Raw genomic sequence first — 21,600 nt, forward strand, 5'->3', positions numbered from 1 at the left:
CCCACAAGATCCTCCCTGTGGCGAAGCCATGGGGAGGGGGACCGCCCGCGAAGCGGGTGGTGGAGGGGCCGAGGCGGTTTACGCCGCCGCAGCCGGAAAAATGCGCGCAGAGGCGCAGAGACCGCAGAGAAAAAGGTTCACGCGGAAACGCGGAGCCGCGGAGAAAAACAAAGGCGGCAAAGCCGCCATTCTTCTTCCTCAGCGCCCTCTGCGCGAAAACCCTCTTCCTCTTTTCTTCTCCGCGTCTCCGCGCCTCCGCGTGAACTAGATCCTCACCACCCCCGGCTCCCGTCCACCGCGCTGCTTGGAAAGCAACTCCGCCAAGGCCCAAACGCACGCATCCGCCCGATCGGGCGACCGCCCCGGCCCCGCATAACCGCCCCCGATCTTCAGGCCGCAAAGCTCGTCCTCGAGCGCCGAGAACACCCCCGCATGCACCACGTCGCCGCGCTCGTAAGCCAGCGCCACCGGCTCCGCGCGCCGCGCCTTGCCGACGCTCGCGTGCACCGCGACCACCGGCAGCGTCACCGTCGCCGCGCGCAACGTGCCCAGCACCATCTCGCCCCCCATATTGCTCTCGGCCACGACGCGCTCGGCGCCCCAGCGCGCCGCCGCCGCCGCCACGGCTTGGGCCCACACCGCGGGCGAGGCCTTTTCGACGCTCGCATCCTCAACCACCGCCAGCTTGCCGTCGCGCAGCAGGGCCGCGACGACGATCCCGCACGCATCGCCGGTCGAGGTCGCCGGCGGATCGACCCCGATCACCACGCGCACCGGCTTGCCGATCGCATCGGCCTCGACCCGGCACGCCTCGACCAGCGCGCGAGTCCACAGTGCCCCCTCGGCATCCTCCAGCATCTCGCCGTCCAGCTCCTGCCGCCCCAGCCGCGTCCCGCCGTAACTCGCCAGCATCGCCTCGACGAAGCTCGCCGGCAGATGCTTGTTGTCGCGCGTCCGCCCAAAGGTCTCGGCCAGCCCCGGCGCCGCCTTCACCCGCCGCATGACCTCGTTGGTCTGCGGCGTCGTCGTGACCAGCACGCGCGGATGCTCGCCCAGCCGCATGCCCAGCATCAGATTGTCCCACGCCGCCGTCCCGCGCCGCCATTTCGCCAGCTCGTCGCACCAGGCCGCGTGATGTTCGGGCCCGCGCAATTCCTCGCCCGCCTCGGCCGAATAGAGCGTCGCCACCGCACCGCTATCGAAGCTGAGCTCGCGCCGCCCCGGCGCCCAGCGTATCTCCTCATGATCGCGCGCGACCGCGATCAGCCCGCTCGGCCCCTCGATCATCACCCGCTGCCCGTCGGCGATCGTCGCCGCGACCAGCGCGATCTGCGCCCCCGGCATGCTACGCGCGACCTCGCTCACCCATTCGGCCCCCGCACGCGTCTTGCCGAACCCGCGCCCCGCCTGGATCAGCCAGATGCGCCAGTCGCCCGGCGGTTCGCGCTGGCCGGCGTGCGCCTGCCCGTACCAGCGCCGCGCCAGTTCGCGCCGTTGCGCCACCGTCATCAGACGCATCACCGTCCGCAATTCCCGGGGGGTCAACCCCGCGAGCTGCGCAAAGACGACCTCCGACCAGGCGCTCAGCCGCTGCGGTGTCCATTTTTTCACCGCGCGCGACTTCGGGGCAGCCCATCTCCTGGTCACGCGCTCTCGTCCACCGGCGAAGGCAAGCGCCGGTCGGCGACCGCCACCGGGAATTGTATGACCGCGGACCCGTCCCGGTTGCGCAGCACCCGGCGGCGCTTCACCATGCGGATGCGCTTGATCAACAGCGCGTCGACCTCCTGCTGCGTGGCGACATGTCGCGCCGCGGAACGCCGACCCCGCACCGCGCCGCGTTCGACGCTCGGCCGATGCTGGCGCAGCACATTCATCGCCTCGGCGACCGTCATCTTCTCGACCGGCTGGCGCGCCTCGTCTTCGGCGTCGAGCGTCAGCCCCTCGACCGCTTCGATCGCGCGGCGCAGCAGCGCCATCTCCAGCCGCTCATATCCGATCTCCAGCGCGGCCTGCCATTGTTCGGCAAACAGCGGATCGCGCTGGCGCACGCGATACACGCACGGCGACAGAACCCCCGCCGCCTTGCGCGCCCGCTCGACGTTGCAGCTCGCCGCCAGCTCGTCGAGAAACAGCTTGCGCTTCGCGGCGGTAAAACTGTTGGGGCGGGGCCTGCGCCGCTGCAGCGGCCCGACCGACCCCGCCCCGATCTCATCCTCGCGCTCGTCCATCCATCGCCTCCAGACACAGATCGGGCCGGCAGCCCCAAAGGAGGCCCCGGCCCGACTCGCAATTTTCCATGATGAGATATATGTGCCAGATCAGCGTAACGATGTCAAGATATTTTTACCTATTTGGTTATTTCTCACATTTGTCGCGGTCTGTGGCTTTTGGATTCTTGCGGCGTTTTATGCCCCCCCAATGGGGATGGCGCCGCGCCGCGCATGTCTCCAACGCTCGCTATGTCTTTGTACTGGAGCGCTATTCACATGATCCGCATGCTTTTCTCGTCTGCCGCCGCTCTCGGTCTGGCCTTATCTGCGACCTGGGTTCCGTCATCGGCACAGACAAAGCCGGATTTCCAACGCATTCCGTCGCTGCCGCTCCCTTGGTGGCAGGCAAAGATCGGCGATAGGGGCTGCATGGTCGTCCAGTTCGATCCGGACAACCGCGAACACAGCTTCGGCTTCATGAAGGTAGCAGGCAGCGCTGGCATTCGTGAGCTTGTGGCCTTTTCGGGCGGCGCCGGATGGCCCAGGCCTGCGAGCGGTACGCGCATGAAGGCGAAATTTCAGGTCGCCGGACGCGACATCCTGCCGATCGAGATCGAATATTCGAACACCGGCTTGTGGAACGCGGCGGTCAACGATCCCAAATGGTTGCGCGAATTCACCAACTGGCCCGACATGGGCATCAGGCTCGACAACCCCGAAACCCGAACGCTCCCCGCGCGCGCCATTCGGCTGCCCGTCGCGCAGCTCAAGGAAGCGCGCAAGCTCGTGCAGCGTTGCTGATCCCCGACCTCGAAAGGACCTGCCATGCCTGGCTCACTTCTCGCCTTCGCGTCGATGCTCGTCGCGCTTCAGGGCACCAGCCCGGTCACCGATTCCGAAATCGCTCTCTGTGTGAAATCGGCCGAGTTCATCGACAAGGCATCGCGCACGGGCCAATGGGCGAACACCACAAATCGCACGATCCTGACCATGCGGTCGGTGTCCGGCCAATTGCTCGCGCGCTACGTCGACCGGACGACCGGCCCCGGCGCCGCGGCGTTCGACCAGCTGGGCCGGGCCGAATTCAACCGCAAGTTCGGCAGCGGATCGACGGTGCAGCAGATATGGGAAATGGTACAGGCCTGCACCCCGGCGGCGGCGTCAGCATCCTGATGCGGTTCAGGCGGCGTCGTGAAAGATCACGCCCAGCACGCGCCGCTGCCCCGACCGCACTTCGCTCACCCCGTGGCGCATCGTCACGCGGTAATCGCCCCGCGAGCCCCGCACCGGCCGCGCGTTCACCGCGCACACTACCGCGTCGCCCTTGCCCAGCGGCACGACGGCGGCGCGCGACTGCATGCGCGGGCGCTGTTCGGTCAGCACGAACTCGCCCCCTGTGAAATCCGCCCCCGGCGCCGACAGCAGCACCGCCGCCTGCAGCGGAAAGACATGCTCGCCATATAGGTCCTGGTGCAGGCAATTATAATCGCCCGGCCCATAGTTCAGCAGCAACGGCGTCGGCCGCGCCTGCCCTGCAGCGTGGCAGCGCGCGAGAAATTCGGCGTGCTTCTCCGGAAAGCGGACATCGATCCCCATCCGCGCGTGCCAGCGGTTGGCTAGGGGCGCGAGCCGCGGATAGAGCGCCGTGCGCAGCGCCCCCACCGGCTCCGGCAGCGGATAGGCGAAATAGCGATATTCGCCGCGCCCGAAGCCGTGCCGCGCCATCGTAACCCGGCTGCGAAACTCCGCCGCGGCATCGTAGCGCGCCGCAAGCGCATCGCATTCGCCGGCGCCGAGCAGCCCCGGCAGCACCGCCCAGCCCCGGGCATCGAGCGCCGTAGCGGCGGCTTCCCAGTCGCTCGTCGCGATACGGGTGTCGAAGTCATTGGATGCGTTGTTCATCCCGCGGCCATGGCACCCGCCGCACCGCGCCGCGCCCCGTTTCTTGCGCTCAAAACCAGGCGCGCCCGCTCCGGCGTCAGATGACGAAATCGGCCCCCGACAGCGACGCGATATTCAGATTCTGGATCACCAGGAACTGCCCCGTCGCATATTCGATCACCGCATCGGCGCCCTGCTGCGTGATGTGCGGCTGCAGCGCCGCGAAATCGGTGTAGCCGTGGATCTGGATCTGGTCGACGCCGTCCTCGAAATCGAGGATATAGTCGATCGAGGACGCCCCCAACGCCTTGACGTAGAAGCGGTCGCCTGCCGCGCCGCCGACCATGATGTCGTTGCCCGCACCGCCGTCGATGAAATCACGCCCCGTGCCGCCGTCGATCACGTCGTTGCCGCCATAGCCGTACAGGCTGTCGTTGCCGTCCTCGCCATAGATGCCGTTGGTGACGTCGTTGCCCCAGATCATGTCATGACCCGCGCCGCCGAGCAGGGCGACATTGTTCTCGCTGGCCGCATTGCCCTGCAGGTCGCGCGCCGAGATGAAATTGCCCAGCTCGTTGCCGACCCCAAAGCTGGTATTGCCCCAGACGTAAAGCGCGTCGACATGGGCATAAAGATAGACGCCGGCGCCCTCGATCCTCGCGTAAACCGTGTCATATCCGCCGCCTGCGGCTTCGAAGGTCAGGTCGGCGGGCGTGTCGACATGATAGATATCGTCGCCCGAACCGCCATCCATCAGGTCATAGTCGCCCAAGCCGCCGGCGCCGTAGAGCTCGTCGTTCCCCGCACCCCCGACCATGATGTCGGTGACGAAATCCTCGCCGCCATGCAGCAGGTCGTCGCCGTCCTCGCCATAGAGCGCGTCGGCGCCGTCGCCGCCGTACAGCAGGTCGAACCCCGCGCCGCCGGCCAGATAGTCATTGCCGAACACCCCGAACAGCCAGTCGTTGCCGTCCTCGCCGAACATGCTGTCGTTGCCGCCGAAGGGCTCGCCATCGCCGCCGCCGTAGATCCGGTCGTTTCCGGCGCCGCCGAGCAACAGCTCGTCCGCGGCGCCGCCATAGATCTCGTTGTCGCTCGCATTGCCGACCAGAAAGGTCACCGTGTCCGACGCAGCACGGATATTCTCGACATTGGCGTGCGCGTACCAGCCGCCGTTCTGGATGCGAACAGAAACCGTGTCGCGGCCATAGAGGCTGAGGCCGGGCGAGTCCGCCTGTTCGAACACGATATCGCCGCTATGGTCGATGCCATAAAAATCGTCGCCTATTCCGCCATAGAGCAGGTCGGCCGACGGCGCTTCGGACGGATCGAAACGGATGTCGAGCGAATCAGTGCCCGGCCCGCCGACCAATGTGTCGGTCCCCCGGCCGCCGCTCAGCGAATCGTCGCCGTCGTCGCCATAGAGGACGTCGTCGCCGTCCCCGCCATCGACCTCGTCCTGACCGAAACCCGCATCGACACGGTCGTTGCCCGCCCCGGCGCGAATGACGTCGCCCTCGTCGGTCCCGACGATCTTGTCGTCCGCGTCCGTCCCGTGGATTTCCTTGGTCAGCATCTTCTTCGACATGGTTTCCCCGCTCATTGTGCGCGCCCCCGCGGCTCACGATGGGCTGATATTCGGCGACGGTCGGTCGCACAACGGCAATTGCACGCGGTTCGTCCGATTCCGGGAATCGGGCCGCTTCGACCACCCAGGCCAACGGGCGGCCGCAGGCGCGCCCTGCCCACCGCCACCCCATTGACCACCACGCGCGAAAGGCCCAAACCCCTCGCCTCCACCAAAAAAGGGGCAGCAATTTCATGCACAAACTGGCCTTCCTCGGCGCGAGCCTGCTCGCCTTCGCCGCTCCCCACGCCGCCGCGCAGGACACGCCGCCCGCCGCCCCGACCGCAGCACCCGCCCCCGCCGCCCCGACCTCGGCCTCCGCGGTCGGCAGCGCGCGCACCGCGCCCGAGCGGCGCTTCACCGGCGCCGACCTCTTCGACCTGTCGATCGCCGCCGACCCGCAGATCAGCCCCGACGGCCGCCACATCGCCTATGTCCGCCGTTCGAACGACATCATGACCGACCGCGCGGTCAGCTCGATCTGGCTGATCGACACCGCGACCGGCGAAGAAACCCCGCTCGCGGGCCGCAGCGGCGGCGCCTTTTCGCCGCGCTGGTCGCCCGACGGCAAGCGCCTCGCCTATGCCTCGACCGAGGGCGGCAGCGCGCAGCTCTGGGTCCATTGGCTCGCAGGGGGCGAGGCGGTGCGCCTCACCGGCCTGCCGACCAGCCCGTCGAGCCTCGCCTGGTCGCCCGACAGCCGCTCGATCGCCTACACCATGCTCGTCAAGGACGACGGCCCCAAATTCGGCAAGGCGCCGGCGAACAAGCCCGAGGGCGCCAAATGGGCCGAGCCGCTCGAGGTCCACGACCTGCTCGCCTATCGCGGCGACGGCGAAGGCACTATCGAACCCGGTTTCGAGAAGATCTTCGTCGTTCCCGCGACCGGCGGCTCGCCGCGCCAGCTGACCTTCGGTCCCTATCACGACGGCGGGCCCTTGAGCTGGTCGCGCGACGGCCGCACCCTCTATTTCGGCGCCAACCGCAAGCCCGACTGGGAGAATGACCCGGTCGAGGGCGAAATCTACGCGCTCGACGTCGCCAGCGGCGGCGTGCGCCAACTCACCGACCGCAACGGTCCCGACGCGAACCCGCTCGTCTCGCCCGACGGCCGCACCATCGCCTGGCTCGGCTTCGACGACAATCTGCGCGCATACGAGAACACCCAGCTCTACATCATGAACCCCGATGGCTCAGGAAAGCGCAGCCTGACAACCAAATGGGACTATGGCATCGACGCGATCCTCTGGGCCGAGGGCGGCAAGGCGCTCTACGCGCAATATGACGATCATGGCGAAACCAAGGTCGCGCGTATCGGCCTCGACGGCGCGATCCGCACCGTCGCGACCGGCCTCTCGGGCGGCGGGCTCGACCGGCCCTATACCGGCGGCAGCTTCAGCGTCTCGAACGCCGGCGCGGTCGCGTTCACAGGCGGCACCCCCACCCGCCCCGCCGAGGTCCAGCTCATGAGCGGCGGCAAAGCCCGAACGTTGACGGACCTCAATCGCAGCCTCCGCGACGTGAAATCCTTCGGCGAAGTCCGCAAGATCAGCACCGGCTCCAGCCACGACGGCAAGGAGATCGAGGGCTGGCTGACCCTGCCCCCCGGCTATGTCGAGGGCACCAAGGTGCCGCTGATCCTCGAAATCCACGGCGGACCTTTTGCGGCTTACGGCCCGCATTTCTCGACGGACAACCAGCTCTACGCCGCCGCGGGCTATGCCGTGCTCTCGCCCAACCCGCGCGGCTCGACCAGCTATGGCGCCGCCTTCGCGAACGAGATCGACAAGGCCTATCCGGGCAATGATTATTTCGACCTGATCAGCATCGTCGACCGCGCCATCGCGCTCGGCATCGCCGACCCCGACGCGCTATTCGTCACGGGCGGTTCGGGCGGCGGCGTGCTCACCAGCTGGATAATAGGCAAAACGAACCGCTTCAAAGCCGCCGTCACCCAGAAGCCCGTTATCAACTGGACGACGCAGGCGCTCACCGCCGACGGTCCCGCCTTCTTCGGCCGCTACTGGCTCGGCGCGATGCCGTGGGAGAAACCCGAGCTTTTCTGGGCGCGCTCGCCGCTGTCGCTCGTCGGCAATGTCGAGACCCCGACGATGGTTGTCGTCGGCGCCGAGGATTATCGCACCCCGGTCAGCGAGTCCGAGCAATATTATACCGCGCTCCGCCTCCGCGGCGTCCCCACCGCGCTGATCAAGGTTCCGGGCGCGAGCCACGGCGGCATCGCCGCGCGCCCGTCGCAATCGGCGGCCAAGGCCTCGGCGATCCTCGCCTGGTTCGAGAAATACAAGAAAGGCTGGACGCGCCCGGCCGCCGATTGAGCGGCGCCCGGCTTGGAATTTGGTGATTATTGTGCGGATCCAATCGCAGAATAGGGGTTCGCGGGCGGGGCCACTGTTCCCCGGCGAAAGCCGGGGCCCAGAAGGCAAAGGCGACCTGCGAGTCCTGGGCCCCGGCTTTCGCCGGGGAACGGCTCACCTCGGCAAACCGCAGTCGGCGGAGGTCGTTTCGATATCTAAAATCTGATCTCGACCGACGGCGCGCTCCGCTCGTGCGCGCCGTGATAGACCGCCTCGATATTGTTACCGTCGGGGTCGAGCAGAAAGGCGGCGTAATAGCCGGGATGATAGGGCCGCTCGCCCGGCGCGCCATGGTCGGTGCCGCCCGCGGCGAGCCCCGCCGCGTAAAAGGCATCTACCATCGCGCGATCGGCGGCCTGAAACGCCAGATGGTGCCGCCCGGTCAGCTCGCCCGTCGCGGCCTGGCTGTCCTTCGACGACACGAACAGCTCGTCGACCCAGAAATAATCCTCGGCCTCGCCGCCGATCGGCATCTTCAGCACGTCGAAGACCGCCTCGTAAAAGGCGCGGCTGGCCTTCAGGTCGGCGACGACCAGCTGGATATGGTCGATCAGCCGGCCGCGGTGCAGCAATTGGGTTTCCATGCGTTTCGCTCCTCGTCTCGCGCCCCGCCTGCCGCCCCTCGACAACCCGCCCGCGATGAAGATCGTTCCGCGCGCTTGCCTCGCATCGATATACAATATATTGCGCAATATATTGTATAGATTGATTCGGAGCTCCCCCCATGACCCGCTGGCCCCTCCTGCTCACCACTGCTCTCGTCTGGATGGCATCCCCCGCCGCCGCGAGCGAGACCCCGCTCACCCCTGCCGAAAAGCGCGCCGTAGTCGAACAGCTCGGCCAGGCGCTCGAGGCCAATTATGTCTTTCCCGACAAGGCCAGGACCATCGCCGCGACCTTGCGACGCCGCCTCGACGCCGGCGATTACGACGCCGCGCCCGACCGCCGCACCCTCGCGAACGAACTCACCGACGACCTGATCGCCGCCAGCAATGACCTGCATTTCTCGGTCGGGGTCGATCCCGACTGGGTCGCGGGCTACGCCGCGAAACAGGACCCCACACGCGCCGCCGCGCTGCGCGAGCAGGAACGGCAGGGCGAGGCGCGCAGCAATTTCGGCTTCGCGGGGCTGCGCTATCTCGACGGCCATATCGCCTATGTCGATCTCGCCTATTTCGCGAACCCCGAGTTCGGCTATGACGCGGCGGCGGCGGCGATGCGCTTCGTCGAGAACGGCGACGCGGTGATCTACGACCTGCGCTACAACAATGGCGGGCACCTCGAAATGGCGCAGCTGCTCGCGAGCCAGCTCTTCCCCGGCGACAAGGATCAGGAGCTGTTCGATTATTACTATAATCTCGACGGCCGCCGCGTCGAACGCGGCCAGTGGGTGCTCCCCGCGCTCCCCGCCAAGCGCCTGACCGGCAGGCCCGTCTATGTCCTCACCGGCTCGACCAGCTTCTCGGCGGCCGAATGGTTCGCCTATACGCTCAAAAAGCTCGGCCGCGCGACGCTGATCGGCGAGCGCACCGCGGGCGGCGCGCATCCCGTCGACCGCAAGCCCGTCGGCACCGACTTCTTCCTCCAGGTCCCGATCGGCCAGATCCGCGACCCCGTCGACCGCGGCGACTTCGAGGGGCAGGGCGTGACCCCCGACCATCAGATCGCCTCCGCCGACGCGCTCGCGGCGGCGCACCGCCTCGCGCTCGCCGACCTCGCCAAAGCCGACCCCGCAAAACAGGCCGACGCCGACTGGTTCGCGCCGACGCTCGCCCCGCGCACCCCGCCAACCACCGCCGCGCTCGAGGCCATCGCCGGCCGCTACGAAGGCCGCCGCATCGACCTCGCCCAGGGCAAATTGCGCTACACCTGGCGCGAGCGTCTCCGCCTGACGCTCGAACCGCTCGGCGGCGGCCTGCTCGCCATCGAGGGGGTGCGCGACTTCCGCTTCCGTATCGTCCGCAAAGGCGGCAAGATCGTCGCGCTCGACCGCATCAACCGCGACGGAACGATCCAGACCTATGCCCGCCTCCCCTGACAGCGCCGCCGACCTCGACGACATCAGCTTCCTCGGCCGCCTCGCCGAGGCGCTGAGCACGCGCATCGAGGAACAGACGCGCGACCTGTTCGCCGACGCGGGCATCGTCATCCCCGTCCGCTCCTGCTCGCTGCTCACCGCGCTACGCCAGGCCGGCGAGGCCTCGGCCGCCGAGCTCGCGCGCACGCTCGGCCAGTCGCACCAGCTCGTCGTCCAGAAATGCCCCGCGCTGCTCCGCCTCGGGCTCATCACCCAGCACCCCGACCCCGCCGACGCACGCCGCAAGCTGTTCCGCCTGACCGCCAAGGGCGCCGCGCAAATGGCGCTGCTCGACGCCTATACCGCCGGGATTTCGGGCGTGTACGAACGCCTCTTCGAAGAGACCGGCAACACCCACGCCGTCCTGCTGAAAACGCTGCAAGCGCTCGAAGACCGCCCGCTCCGCGAACGGGCGGCCGCCACCCCCTAAAAAACATTGGGATTGCTGGGATTTACCCCCGCACCTAGCCTCGGGCGTCGAAAACCAGCGGGGGCCTTGTGGTGATCCTATCGAAAAAACAGATTCTCGGCACCGACGGGCCCGACACGATCACGGGCTCGGCCGAAGACGAGGAGATCGCGACCGGCCCCGGCAAGGACATCGTCCGCGCCGGCGACGGCAACGACGATGTCTACGGCGGCCTGGGCGACGACACCCTCTACGGCGAGGGCGGCAACGACCGGCTGTTCGCCGAACTCGGCAACGACATCCTCTACGGCGGCGACGGCAACGACTATCTCGAGGGCAGCCTCGAACTGCCCGCCAATTATGATTTTGCCAGCGTCGGCCTGCCCGCCGACGGGCGCTTCGTGAACTATCTCTACGGCGGCGCGGGCAACGACACGCTGATCGCCGAAACGACGGGTCCGACCGGCGGCACCGGCGCGCGCACCACTCATATGTACGGCGGCACCGGCGACGACATCTATTATGTCCGCTTTTCCGACCAGAACCGGATCTTCGAAAGCCCCGGCGAAGGCACCGATCGCATCATCCTGATGTATCGCGACACCCCGGGCAGCGGCACCACCTTCTACATGCCTGCCAATGTCGAGCGGCTCGACGGGGTCCTCGGCACGCGCACCGTCAACGGCGTACGCAGCTCGGCGACGATCGTCGGCAACGAGCTCGACAACAGCATCCAGACCGACGGCGAGCTCGGCGGCGTGATCACCCCCACCGGCAACATGACGGTGCTGGCGGGTGCGGGCAATGATTCGGTGGTGACCGGCGCAGGCAACGACATCGTGTTCGGCGAGGCGGGCAACGACTATCTGAGCGGCGGGATCGGCACCGACGTGCTCATCGGCGGCGCGGGCAACGACGTGCTCGACCAATCCTATTACGCATCCGACCCCGCGTCGGCCGACGCACTGTACGGCGGCATCGGGGACGACGTCTATGGCATCGACCATTCGGGCGACATCGCGTTCGAAAACACCGGCGAGGGCCATGATCTCGCGGTGCTGCGGATCAACGGCGGCGGCTGGTATGCCCATGCGAATATCGAGGATATCTGGGTCCAGGGGGGGCAGACCGGCGTGACCTTCATCGTCGGCAATGCGCTCAACAACTATATCTGGGCGGGCGCCGGCAACGAGCTGCTGCTCGGCGGCGGCGGCGACGACCTGATCCTGGGCGAGGCCGGCAACGACACCATCTTCGGCGAAAGCGGCAACGACAGCCTGAACGGCGGCGCCGGGGTCGATTATCTCGCGGGCGGGATCGGCAACGACATATTGAACGGCGGCGACGGCGCCGACGCGCTCTACGGCGAGGACGGCGACGACCAGCTCTATGCCGGCAACGACTTCGCAACCGACATCCTCGTTGGCGGCGCAGGCAACGACACGCTCGTCGGCCAGAGCGGCAAGGGCGACTACGACCTGATGGACGGCGGCGCCGGCGACGACCGCTATTTCGTCGACACCCCAGACGACCTGACCTTCGAGGCGGCGAACGGCGGCACCGATTCGGTCTACGCCAACATCAACGGGGCGGGCTATTATCTCTATGCCAACACCGAAAATCTCTACATCGAGGGCAAGACCAGCTTCGGCGTCGGCAACGAGCTCGACAATCTGATCGACGCGCGCTGGAACAACGACCACAGCATCGGCGTCGCGCTGCTCGGCGGCCGCGGCAACGACCAGATTCACGGCAACAACGCCGCCAACGGCATCTATGGCGAGGACGGCAACGATACGCTCTACGGCTATGGCGGCAACGACGTCATCGTCGGCGGCGCGGGCAACGACATCATCGACGGCATGGACGGCAACGATATCATGGTCGGCGGCGCCGGGGCTGACCGCTTTGTCATCAACACCTATGGCCAGAACATCGACCATATCCTCGATTTCGAGCGCGGCATCGACAAGGTGCAGATCGGCGGATACGCAAACTATGCGTCGCTCCAGTCGCACATGTACCAGCAGGGCGCGGACACGGTGATCGAATATAGCACCGGCCGCTTCCTCGTGCTCCAGAACGTCGACCTCGGCACGCTGACCGGCGCCGACTTCGGCTTCTGACGCGCCGGGCTACAGCGTCCTGACCATCACCAGCGCATCGACGAAGCCCAGCGCGGGATGCTCGAACGCGCCCGGCAGCCGCCCGACGACCGCGAAGCCCAACGACTCCCACAGCCGCACCGCGCGCTCGTTGCTCGCCACGACGAAGTTGAACTGCATCGCCCGAAACCCGCGCGCCTTTGCTTCGTCAAAGCTATGCAGCGCCATCGCCTGCGCCACCCCGCGCCCCGTCGCCGCGGCACCAGTCATATAGCCGCAGTTCGCGACATGCGCCCCGCCGCCCGCTTGATTGGCGCGCAGATAATAGGTGCCGAGCACGACCCCGCCCTCCTCCGCGACAAACACCGCCTTGTCCGCCCCGAACCAGTAAGCGAGCGCCTCGGCCTCGCTCATGTCGCGCGCCAGCGTATAGGTCTCGCCCGCGCCAATCACCGGGCCGATGATCGCCCAGATCGCGGCGCGATCACCCGCATCCGCCGGCCGGATGACCAGGCTCACACCGCGCGCCGCATCAAGAACGAGCCCGCGCCATAAGGCCCCTCGCCCCCCGGCGCTGCATAGTCGTACCCTTGCGCCGCCCAATAGCTGTCGGCCCCGTTCACCGCGACCAGCCGGACCTCGCGGCACCCAGCCGCCTTCGCCTGCGCCAGCACGAAAGCCGCCGCCGCCGCGCCCGCTCCCATACCCCGCGCCGCAGGCAGCAAGGCGATGTCATGGAAATAATAGATGCCGGCCGCCGCGGGCAGCGCCCCGAGCAGCGCCCCGATTTTAGGCACCGCGCCGTCGTGCCACGGATGCGTCACCAACAGCCCGGCGACCACATCATCGACCTCGAACACCCGGCATCCGTCGGGATAGAGCGCCAGCCGCTCGGCATAGACCGCCAGCGGCTCGGTAAATTCGCCATGCACCGCATCCGCAATCGCCACCACCGCGGGCAGGTCGTCCGCGCGCATCGCGCGCCAACCGCCGCTCATGCCGCGCCCGTGAAGGGCGCCACCACCTCCGCCGTCACGCGCAGCGGCCGGCCGCTCGCCTTGTCGAGCAGCGCCCATACCGTCCGCGCCCGCACATGCACACGCCCGTCGGCGCCGGTGAACTCCATGAACCGGTCGAACTTCGCCCCCTGCGGCTTGTCGGCGACCCACGTCCGCGCGGTCACTGTCTCGCCGGGCCCCAGCGCGCGCAGATAATCGATCTCGTGCCGCACCACGACCCAGATATAGGCATCCTTATGCGCCTGCGGCGCCGCCGCCGCCCAATGTCCGGTAGCGACCTGCTGGATCCACTGGACCCACACCGCATTATTGACATGGCCAAGCTCGTCGATGCTGTCGGGGGTAGCGGTGAGGGCGAGAGCAAAGGATTTCATCGCGGCACCATAGCAATCCCCTCCCGCAAGCGGGAGGGGCAGTGAGACTTGCGAACTTGTTCGCTAGTCGCGACGGGGTGGGCAAGAACCGCGGCGGGACTGCCCACCCCGCTACAGCTAGACAGCAAGCTGCCAAGCCTCGCTGCCCCTCCCGCGAGCGGGAGGGGGGAAAATCACGCCAACTCGACAGTCGTCACCATATACCCCGCCTCACGCAAGGCTGCGACCAGGCTGTCGAGATGCTCGCGGTCGCGCGCTTCGCATTCGATGTCGGTAATCAGGCCCTTCGCCGGCAGCGTGGTGAAGATGCGCTGGTGATAGATTTCGATGATGTTGACCTGCTTCTCGTCGAACAGCTTCATCACCTTGAACAGCGCGCCCGGCCGGTCCTGCAGCCGAATGCGCAGCCGCGCGATGCGCCCCGAGCGCGCAAGGTCGCGCAGCAGCACGTTGGCGAGCAGCCGTGTATCGATATTGCCCCCGGTCAGCACCAGCCCGACCTTCCGCCCCTTGAACTCCTCGGGATGCGCGAGCATCGCCGCGAGGCCCGCCGCCCCCGCGCCCTCGACCACGGTCTTCTCGATCTGCAGCAACAGGCTCACCGCGCGCTCCAGATGGCGCTCGGCGACCAGCACGATATCGTCGTTGAGTTCGGCGACCAACTTGCGGGTGTACGAACCCGGCTCCTTCACCGCGATGCCCTCGGCCAGCGTATCGCCCTCGCACGCCATGTCGACGCCGTTCAGCTCGGCGTACATCGACGGATAAAGCTCGGCCTGCACGCCGACGAGGCGCATGTCGTTCTTGATCCCGCGCGCCGAGGTGCCCATGCCCGCGAGCAGCCCGCCGCCGCCGATCGGCACGATCAAGGTATCAAGCTCGGGCACATCCTCGAGCATTTCGAGCGCGACCGTCCCCTGCCCCGCCGCGACATGCGGATGGTCGAAGGGATGCACGAAGGTCAGCGCGCGTTCCTTTTCCAGCACGCGCGCATGCGCATAAGCATCGTCGAAACTCTCGCCGTGCAGCACGATCGTCGCGCCATGGCTCGCGGTCTGCGACACCTTTACCTGCGGCGTCGTGCTCGGCATCACGATCGTGACCGGCACGCCGAGCCGCTTGCCATGATAGGCCAGCCCCTGTGCATGATTGCCCGCCGACGCCGCGATCGCGCCGCGCGCCTTCGCCTCGTCGTCGAGCAGCAGCAGCGCATTGAGCGCGCCGCGCTCCTTATAGGCCGCGGTGAACTGGAGATTCTCGAACTTCAGCCACACCTCGGCGCCGACCAGCTCGGACAGCGTCTGCGAATGCAGCGTCGGCGTCCGCACGACCGCGCCCTCAATTCGCCCCGCCGCCGCACGCACATCGTCCAATGTGATCGCCGGAAGCTCGGCGGCGGGGGTCAGGGTGAGTTGATCGGTCATAGGCGGCGGCCCTACCGTCATGCTCCCCTCCCTGCAAGGGAGGGGTTGGGGGTGGGTCGGACCAAGGCGCAGGAAAAGCGGCGGTCCGGCATCGAGCCCGCCCGCCGCTTCACCCATCCCTTGCCCCTCCCTCGCAGGGAGGGGTGGTTCTCGACAACAACCATGGGTATGGACCCCATATGAGCGAACAGAAATTGCGCATCAGCTTCCTCGGCATCGGCGTCATGGGCGGGCCGATGGCCGGCCATCTCGCGAAAGCGGGGCACGACCTCACCGTCTACAACCGCACCCGCGCCAAGAGCGACGCCTGGGTCGAAAAGCATGGCGGCCGCGCCGTCGCGGCACCCGCCGAGGCCGCCGACGGCGCCGATGTCGTCATCACCTGCGTCGGCAACGACGACGATCTCGCGCAGGTCACGCTCGGCCGCTACGGGGCCTTCCGCGCGATGAAGCGCGGCGCCTTGTTCATCGACCACACCACCGTCTCGGCGCGCATCGCGCGCCAGCTCTCGGTCGAGGCCGAGGAGCCCGGCCTGCTCGTCGTCGACGCGCCGGTCTCGGGCGGCGAGGCGGGGGCGCAGAACGGCACGCTGTCGATCATGTGCGGCGGGCGGAAGGCGGCGTTCGAGGCCGCGGCGCCGATCATGCAGGCCTATGCCGGACGCATGGTCCACATCGGCGGCCCCGGCGCCGGACAGACGACCAAGATGGTCAACCAGATCGCGATCGCCGGCGTGCTCCAGGGGCTCTCCGAAGCGCTGCGCTTCGCGCAAGCGTCGCGGCTCGACACCGACAAGGTGTTCGAGGCCGTCTCGGGCGGCGCGGCGGCGAGCTGGCAGATGCTCAACCGCTGGGGCACGATGGCGAAGGACGAATTCGACTTCGGCTTCGCGGTCGACTGGATGCGCAAGGACCTCGGCCTTGCGATCGACGAAGCGCGCGTCAACGGCGCGACCCTCCCATTGGCGGCGATGGTCGACCAATATTATGCCGACGTGCAGAAACTCGGCAACGGCCGCCGCGACACCAGCTCGCTCGTGACCCGGCTGCCCAAGTGAAGCGCCTCGCCCTGACCGCGCTGGCGCTGGCCATCGCCGCCCCCGCGCACGCCGACACGCTCGTCGATAATGTCAACGGCATCACGCTCGACGCGGACGGCAAGCTCGTCCGCTTCACCGGCCTCGTCATCGGCAGCGACGGCAAGGTCAAACAATTGCTCGACCGCAAGGACAAGCGCCCCGAGCGCCCCGACTTCAAGGAAGACGGCAAGGGCAGGACGCTGATCCCCGGCCTAATCGACGCGCACGGCCATGTCATGGGGCTCGGCTTTTCGCTGATGCTGCTCGATCTCAGCGACACCAATTCGCTCGAGGAGGCGCAGGCTGCGATCCGCAAATATGCCGCCGAAAATCCCGAAATGCCGTGGATCATCGGGCGCGGCTGGAACCAAGAGAAATGGGACCTCGGCCGCTTTCCGACCGCCGCCGACCTCGACGCCGTGGTTCCCGACCGCGCCGTCTGGCTCGAACGCGTCGACGGCCACGCCGGCTGGGCCAACACCGCCGCGATGACCGCCGCCAAGGTCACCGCGGCCAGCAAGTCGCCCGAAGGCGGCCGCATCGAAATGGCCGCGGGCAAGCCGAGCGGCGTCTTCGTCGACGCCGCGATGAGCCTCGTGGACAAGGCCAAGCCCAAACCGCTCGCCCGCGACGTCGACCGCGCGCTCTATCTGGCGCAGCAGAAATTGCTCGAACAGGGCATCACGACGATCGCCGACATGGGCACGACGATCGAGGAGTGGCAGGCCTATCGCCGCGCCGGCGACAAGAAACAGCTCGCGGTGCGGATCATCAGCTACGGCGGCGACATCGACAATATGGCGCTGATCGCGGGCGGCGAGCCGACCCCCTGGCTCTACGAAGACCGTCTGCGCATGGTCGGGGTGAAGCTCTATCTCGACGGCGCCCTGGGCTCGCGCGGCGCCTGGCTCAAGGCGCCCTACAGCGATGCGCCGGGGCAGAAGGGCCTCCCCCTCCTCACCCCCGCGCAGCTCCGCAACAAGATGGTCCGCGCCTCGATGGACAAGTTCCAGGTCGCGATCCACGCGATCGGCGACGCCGCCAATGCCGAGGCGCTCTCGGCGATCGAGGACCTCAGCCGCGACCTCCCCGGCGAGCGCCGCTGGCGCATCGAACATGCGCAGGTGATCGATCCCGTCGACATTCCGCGCTTCGGGCAATCGAAGGTCATCGCCTCGATGCAGCCCGTCCACCAGACCAGCGACCGCCTGATGGCCGAGGCCCGCCTCGGCCCCGAGCGGCTGAAGGGCGCCTATGCCTGGCGCAGCCTGTCGGCCGCGGGTACGCGCCTCGCCTTCGGCTCCGACGTTCCGGTCGAAAGCGCCAACCCCTTCGCCGGCATCGCCGCCGCCATCTCGCGCACCGACGCCGCTGGCCAGCCCTTCGGCGGCTGGCGCCCCGAGGAAGCCGTGAACCGTGAGACCGCGCTCGACGGCTTCACGCGCACCGCGGCCTATGCGGGCTTCGCCGAGGACCGCATCGGCACGCTGATGCCCGGCATGCGCGCCGACTTCCTGATCGTCGAAACCGACCCCATGCTCGCCGGCCCCGACGAAATTCGCCGGATGGTGCCACTCGAGACGTGGATCGGGGGTTATCGATACTACAAACGCAAGGAGTAGTATCATGACCGCAATCCGCCTCACCCCGCGCCGCGTCGCCAAGCCATGGGGCCGCACCGACATCGGCCCGCTGTTCGACGCGGGGGGCGAGCGGATCGGCGAGATCTGGTTCGAGCTGCCCGCGGGCAGCGCCGAGCCCGCGCTGCTCGTCAAATATCTCTTCACTTCCGAAGCCTTGTCCGTGCAGGTCCACCCCGACGACGCCCAGGCGCATGCGGTCGGCGCGCGGCAGGGCAAGGAGGAGGCGTGGGTCATCCTCGACGCCGCCGACGACGCGGTGATCGGCCTCGGCCTCGCACAGCGCGTGTCGCCCGACCAGCTCCGCGCCGCCGCGCTCGACGGCAGCATCGAGGATCTGATCGACTGGAAACCCATCGCCCCCGGCGATCATTTCCACGTCACCCCCGGCACGATCCACGCGATCGGGGGCGGCCTGTCGCTGATCGAGGTCCAGCAATATGCCGACATCACCTACCGCCTCTACGACTATGGCCGCCCGCGCGAACTCCACCTCGACGAAGCGATGGCGTGCGCCGAGGCGGGCCCTTATCTGACCCCGAATCCTCGAATCCCGATCGCGGTCGGCATCGACGGCCTCGTCGCCGGTCCGAAATTCGGCCTCGTCGACGCGCATAGCGAGGATTTCGCCGCCCTCCCCGAACTCGGCGCTTATGGCCCCGTCTGGTTCATACCGGTCGAGGGTAGCGGCCGGGTCGACGGCCAGCCTTGGCAACCCGGCGAATGCTGGCTGCTGGACGACGCGGCCGGCCTCGCCGCGCTCGGCGGCAGCGGCCGCGCGCTCATCGCATGGGCGACCGCATGACCACCCGCCGCACGCTCCTCGCCGGCCTCGCCGCGCTCCCCGTCGCCAGTGCCGCCGCGGCGGCCGAGCGCAAGGAGCGCAAATCGAAGAAGCGCAAACCCGCCAAGCCCACCGTCCAGCATGTCGACGTCGCGGTGATCGGCGCGGGCGTGTTCGGCGCCTGGACCGCGTGGCACCTGCTCCGCGCGGGCAAGTCGGTGCGCCTCTTCGACGCCTATGGCGCGGGCCACGTCCGTTCCTCGTCGGGCGGTGAGAGCCGCGTCATCCGCATGGGCTACGGCGCCGACACCATCTATTCGGAGATGGCGCGCGAATCCTTGCCCTATTGGAAGACCCTCTCCGACAGCGCCAGCGCCCCGATCTTCCACAACACCGGCGTGCTCTGGTTCGCACCATCGGGCGACGCCTACACCCAGCAGTCGCTCGCCTGGCTCCAGGCGAACCGCGTCGGCCACGAACATGGCGACGTGAGCTGGCTCCAGAACAAATACCGCCAGATCCAGTTCTACCAGGGCGAGACGGGCATCCTCGAGACCGAGACCGGCGCGCTGATCGCGGGCCGCAGCGTGCAGGAGGTGATCGCCGACGCGCAGATCAAGGTCGAACCCGTGGTCATGCCCGCGCCGCTTCTCTCGAAGAAGATCCAGCGCCACACCTTGCCCGACGGCGGCACCGCCGACCATCTCGTCTATTGCTGCGGGCCGTGGCTCGCCGAGCTTTTCCCCCAGCAATTGATGAACAAGATCGTCGCGACGCGGCAGGAGGTCTATCATTTCGGCGCGACGCAGGGCGACACGCGCTTCGCTCCGCCGAACCTCCCCGTCTGGGCCGATTTCAACAACGGCCGCATCGTCTATGGCATCCCCGACCTGGAAGGCGCGGGGTTCAAGATCGCGATCGACGCGCACGGCCCGGTGGTCGACCCCGACACGCAGGACCGCGCGCTCAGCCCCGCGGGCATCGCCGAGGCGCGCGCCTATGTCGCGCGCCGCTTCCCCGGCCTCGCGACCGCGCCGCTGATCGGCGGACGCGTCTGCCAGTACGAGAACAGCTCGACCGGCGACTATCTGATCGACCGCTTCCCGGGCCAGCCGCACGTCTGGCTCGTCGGCGGCGGCTCGGGCCACGGCTTCAAGAACGGCCCCGCGGTGGGCAAGCGCGTCGCCGCGCATATCCTCGACGCGAATCTGTCCGTCGAACCGCGCTTCAGCTTCGGAAGTAAGGGCGCCGTGGCGGCGCGCACGGTGTTTTGATGCCCGGCGCGAACCTCCATTCCCGTTCGTGTCGAGCGAAGTCGAGACACCCATCGGCAGAGCACGCCTTCACGGCATCTCGACTTCGCTCGATGCGAACGGAATAGGGAAGGCATGAAACTCACCGACTGCCACAATATCGAAGACTTCCGCGCCCTCGCGAAGCGGCGCCTGCCCTGGCCGGTGTTCGACTATATCGACGGCGCCGCCGACGACGAGGTCACCCGCCGCCGCAACCGCGCCGCCTTCGACGATTGCGACCTCGTCCCGCGCGTGCTCGCCGGGGTGCAGAGCGTCGACATGCGCACCACGCTCTTCGGGCGCGAGGTGGCGATGCCGCTTTTCCTCTCGCCGACCGCGCTCCAGCGCCTCTTCCACTGGCAGGGCGAGCGCGCCGTCCTCCGCGCAGCCGCGAACGCGGGCACCGTTGCTGGGATCTCCAGCCTCGCTACGATCAGCCTGGCCGAAGCGGGGGCGCTGACGAGCGGCCCGAAACTGTTCCAACTCTACGTCCACCACGACGAGGGCCTCAACCAGGCGATGCTCGACGCCGCGCGTGCCGCCAGGTTCGACGCCGTCGCGCTCACCGTCGACACGATCGTCGGCGGCAACCGCGAACGCTGCCTGCGCTCGGGCTTCACCTCGCCCCCGCGCTTCACGCCGGGCAATATGCTGAGCTATGCGATCAAGCCCGGCTGGGGGCTAAATTATGTCCTCCGCGAGAAATTCAGCCTGCCCAATCTCGCGACGCATGTCTCCGAAGGCTCGAGCGTCCCCAAATCGGTCGCCGAATATTTCACCTCGATGCTCGACCAGAGCCTCGACTGGAACCGCGCCGAGGCGATCCGCAAGAAGTGGGATGGCCCCTTCTGCCTCAAGGGCATCGTCGCGGTCGAGGATGCGCGCCGCGCGGTCGACATCGGCGCGACCGCGATCATGGTCTCCAACCACGGCGGCCGCCAGCTCGACGGCAGCCGCGCGCCCTTCGACGCGCTCGCCGAGATCGTCGACGCCGTCGGCGACCGGATCGAGGTGATCTGCGACGGCGGCATCACCCGCGGCACCCATGTGCTCAAAGCCTTGTCGGTCGGCGCCAAAGCGTGCTCGGGCGGCCGCCTCTACCTCTACGCGCTCGCCGCCGCGGGCGAGGAAGGCGTCACCCGCGCCATCGCCCTGCTCCGCGCCGAAATCGAGCGCGGCATGAAGCTGATGGGGGCGAAGACCCTCGCCGACCTGTCGCGCGACAATCTACGCTGGCGGTGAGTGGTCCTCCCTGTGGCGAAGCCATGGGGAGGGGGACCGCCGCGAAGCGGTGGTGG

General features: G+C 67.9%; 20 protein-coding genes. 11 read left to right on the forward strand and 9 right to left on the reverse strand.

Translation table 11 applies throughout. From position 1 onward, the window contains the following. Positions 1-264: 264 nt before the first annotated feature. On the reverse strand, positions 265-1,518 hold the full coding sequence (locus BWQ93_RS11640) for a terminase large subunit domain-containing protein (RefSeq protein WP_156878354.1): 1,254 nt from the start codon (positions 1,516-1,518) through the stop codon (positions 265-267). Between the two features lie 125 nt (positions 1,519-1,643). Further along, positions 1,644-2,231: a hypothetical protein gene (locus tag BWQ93_RS11645; protein ID WP_077030693.1), complete on the reverse strand. Its 588-nt coding sequence runs from the start codon at positions 2,229-2,231 to the stop codon at positions 1,644-1,646. A 213-nt stretch (positions 2,232-2,444) separates the two neighbouring features. Between BWQ93_RS11645 and BWQ93_RS11650 the strand changes: the two genes are divergently transcribed. Both BWQ93_RS11650 and BWQ93_RS11655 read left to right on the forward strand, forming a co-directional pair. After that, positions 2,445-3,014 (forward strand): hypothetical protein, encoded by a 570-nt coding sequence (locus BWQ93_RS11650; protein ID WP_156878213.1) that lies wholly within the window; start codon positions 2,445-2,447, stop codon positions 3,012-3,014. A gap of 24 nt (positions 3,015-3,038) precedes the next feature. Then, entirely contained in the window at positions 3,039-3,386 is a 348-nt protein-coding gene (locus BWQ93_RS11655) for a hypothetical protein (RefSeq protein WP_077030695.1), read from the forward strand. 6 nt (positions 3,387-3,392) lie between these two features. Here the strand turns inward: BWQ93_RS11655 and BWQ93_RS11660 are convergent, their stop codons facing one another. Both BWQ93_RS11660 and BWQ93_RS21420 read right to left on the reverse strand, forming a co-directional pair. After that, complete coding sequence (locus tag BWQ93_RS11660) at positions 3,393-4,115, reverse strand: 2OG-Fe(II) oxygenase (protein ID WP_077030696.1); 723 nt, start codon at positions 4,113-4,115, stop codon at positions 3,393-3,395. 76 nt (positions 4,116-4,191) lie between these two features. Then, positions 4,192-5,697: a calcium-binding protein gene (locus tag BWQ93_RS21420; protein ID WP_077030697.1), complete on the reverse strand. Its 1,506-nt coding sequence runs from the start codon at positions 5,695-5,697 to the stop codon at positions 4,192-4,194. 218 nt (positions 5,698-5,915) lie between these two features. On the opposite strand from BWQ93_RS21420, the gene BWQ93_RS11670 reads away from it, so the two are divergent. Then, the gene (locus BWQ93_RS11670; protein WP_077030698.1) at positions 5,916-8,057 is read left to right on the forward strand and encodes a S9 family peptidase; all 2,142 of its coding nucleotides are present in this window, start codon (positions 5,916-5,918) and stop codon (positions 8,055-8,057) included. A 194-nt stretch (positions 8,058-8,251) separates the two neighbouring features. Here the strand turns inward: BWQ93_RS11670 and BWQ93_RS11675 are convergent, their stop codons facing one another. Beyond that, positions 8,252-8,680: a VOC family protein gene (locus BWQ93_RS11675; RefSeq protein ID WP_077030699.1), complete on the reverse strand. Its 429-nt coding sequence runs from the start codon at positions 8,678-8,680 to the stop codon at positions 8,252-8,254. 140 nt (positions 8,681-8,820) lie between these two features. On the opposite strand from BWQ93_RS11675, the gene BWQ93_RS11680 reads away from it, so the two are divergent. From BWQ93_RS11680 to BWQ93_RS21430, 3 genes are all read left to right on the forward strand, one after another. After that, positions 8,821-10,134 carry a S41 family peptidase gene (locus BWQ93_RS11680; protein WP_083720836.1) on the forward strand — a complete coding sequence of 438 codons (1,314 nt, stop codon included), beginning with the start codon at positions 8,821-8,823 and terminating at the stop codon, positions 10,132-10,134. Continuing rightward, positions 10,118-10,603 (forward strand): MarR family winged helix-turn-helix transcriptional regulator, encoded by a 486-nt coding sequence (locus BWQ93_RS11685; RefSeq protein WP_077030700.1) that lies wholly within the window; start codon positions 10,118-10,120, stop codon positions 10,601-10,603. Before BWQ93_RS11680 ends, BWQ93_RS11685 begins: the two co-directional genes overlap by 17 nt. A gap of 71 nt (positions 10,604-10,674) precedes the next feature. Further along, positions 10,675-12,708: a calcium-binding protein gene (locus BWQ93_RS21430; protein WP_077030701.1), complete on the forward strand. Its 2,034-nt coding sequence runs from the start codon at positions 10,675-10,677 to the stop codon at positions 12,706-12,708. 9 nt (positions 12,709-12,717) lie between these two features. On the opposite strand, the gene BWQ93_RS11695 is transcribed toward BWQ93_RS21430, so the two are convergent. The 4 genes from BWQ93_RS11695 to BWQ93_RS11710 form a co-directional block, all read right to left on the reverse strand. Continuing rightward, positions 12,718-13,200, reverse strand: coding sequence for a GNAT family N-acetyltransferase (locus tag BWQ93_RS11695; RefSeq protein WP_077032359.1), 483 nt, complete (start codon positions 13,198-13,200; stop codon positions 12,718-12,720). 2 nt (positions 13,201-13,202) lie between these two features. Further along, the gene (locus tag BWQ93_RS11700; RefSeq protein WP_077030702.1) at positions 13,203-13,685 is read right to left on the reverse strand and encodes a GNAT family N-acetyltransferase; all 483 of its coding nucleotides are present in this window, start codon (positions 13,683-13,685) and stop codon (positions 13,203-13,205) included. After that, complete coding sequence (locus BWQ93_RS11705; protein WP_077030703.1) at positions 13,682-14,080, reverse strand: acyl-CoA thioesterase; 399 nt, start codon at positions 14,078-14,080, stop codon at positions 13,682-13,684. Before BWQ93_RS11705 ends, BWQ93_RS11700 begins: the two co-directional genes overlap by 4 nt. Positions 14,081-14,253: 173 nt before the next feature. Then, complete coding sequence (locus BWQ93_RS11710; RefSeq protein ID WP_077030704.1) at positions 14,254-15,504, reverse strand: threonine ammonia-lyase; 1,251 nt, start codon at positions 15,502-15,504, stop codon at positions 14,254-14,256. Positions 15,505-15,683: 179 nt separating this feature from the next. Between BWQ93_RS11710 and BWQ93_RS11715 the strand changes: the two genes are divergently transcribed. The 5 genes from BWQ93_RS11715 to BWQ93_RS11735 all read left to right on the forward strand — a co-directional run bounded on the left by BWQ93_RS11715 (position 15,684) and on the right by BWQ93_RS11735 (position 21,544). Then, on the forward strand, positions 15,684-16,562 hold the full coding sequence (locus BWQ93_RS11715; RefSeq protein ID WP_077030705.1) for an NAD(P)-dependent oxidoreductase: 879 nt from the start codon (positions 15,684-15,686) through the stop codon (positions 16,560-16,562). After that, a complete protein-coding gene (locus BWQ93_RS11720; RefSeq protein WP_077030706.1) occupies positions 16,559-18,205 on the forward strand; it encodes an amidohydrolase in 1,647 nt (548 codons plus the stop codon). The genes BWQ93_RS11715 and BWQ93_RS11720 overlap by 4 nt, the downstream gene beginning before the upstream one ends. A 4-nt stretch (positions 18,206-18,209) precedes the next feature. Further along, positions 18,210-19,028: a class I mannose-6-phosphate isomerase gene (locus tag BWQ93_RS11725; protein ID WP_077030707.1), complete on the forward strand. Its 819-nt coding sequence runs from the start codon at positions 18,210-18,212 to the stop codon at positions 19,026-19,028. Next, entirely contained in the window at positions 19,025-20,281 is a 1,257-nt protein-coding gene (locus BWQ93_RS11730; RefSeq protein ID WP_198040370.1) for an FAD-dependent oxidoreductase, read from the forward strand. Before BWQ93_RS11725 ends, BWQ93_RS11730 begins: the two co-directional genes overlap by 4 nt. A 114-nt stretch (positions 20,282-20,395) precedes the next feature. Next, the gene (locus BWQ93_RS11735) at positions 20,396-21,544 is read left to right on the forward strand and encodes an alpha-hydroxy acid oxidase (protein WP_077030709.1); all 1,149 of its coding nucleotides are present in this window, start codon (positions 20,396-20,398) and stop codon (positions 21,542-21,544) included. Positions 21,545-21,600 lie beyond the last annotated feature (56 nt).

Origin of the sequence: Sphingopyxis sp. QXT-31 (genome assembly GCF_001984035.1) — a bacterium.
Classification (GTDB): Bacteria; Pseudomonadota; Alphaproteobacteria; order Sphingomonadales; family Sphingomonadaceae; genus Sphingopyxis.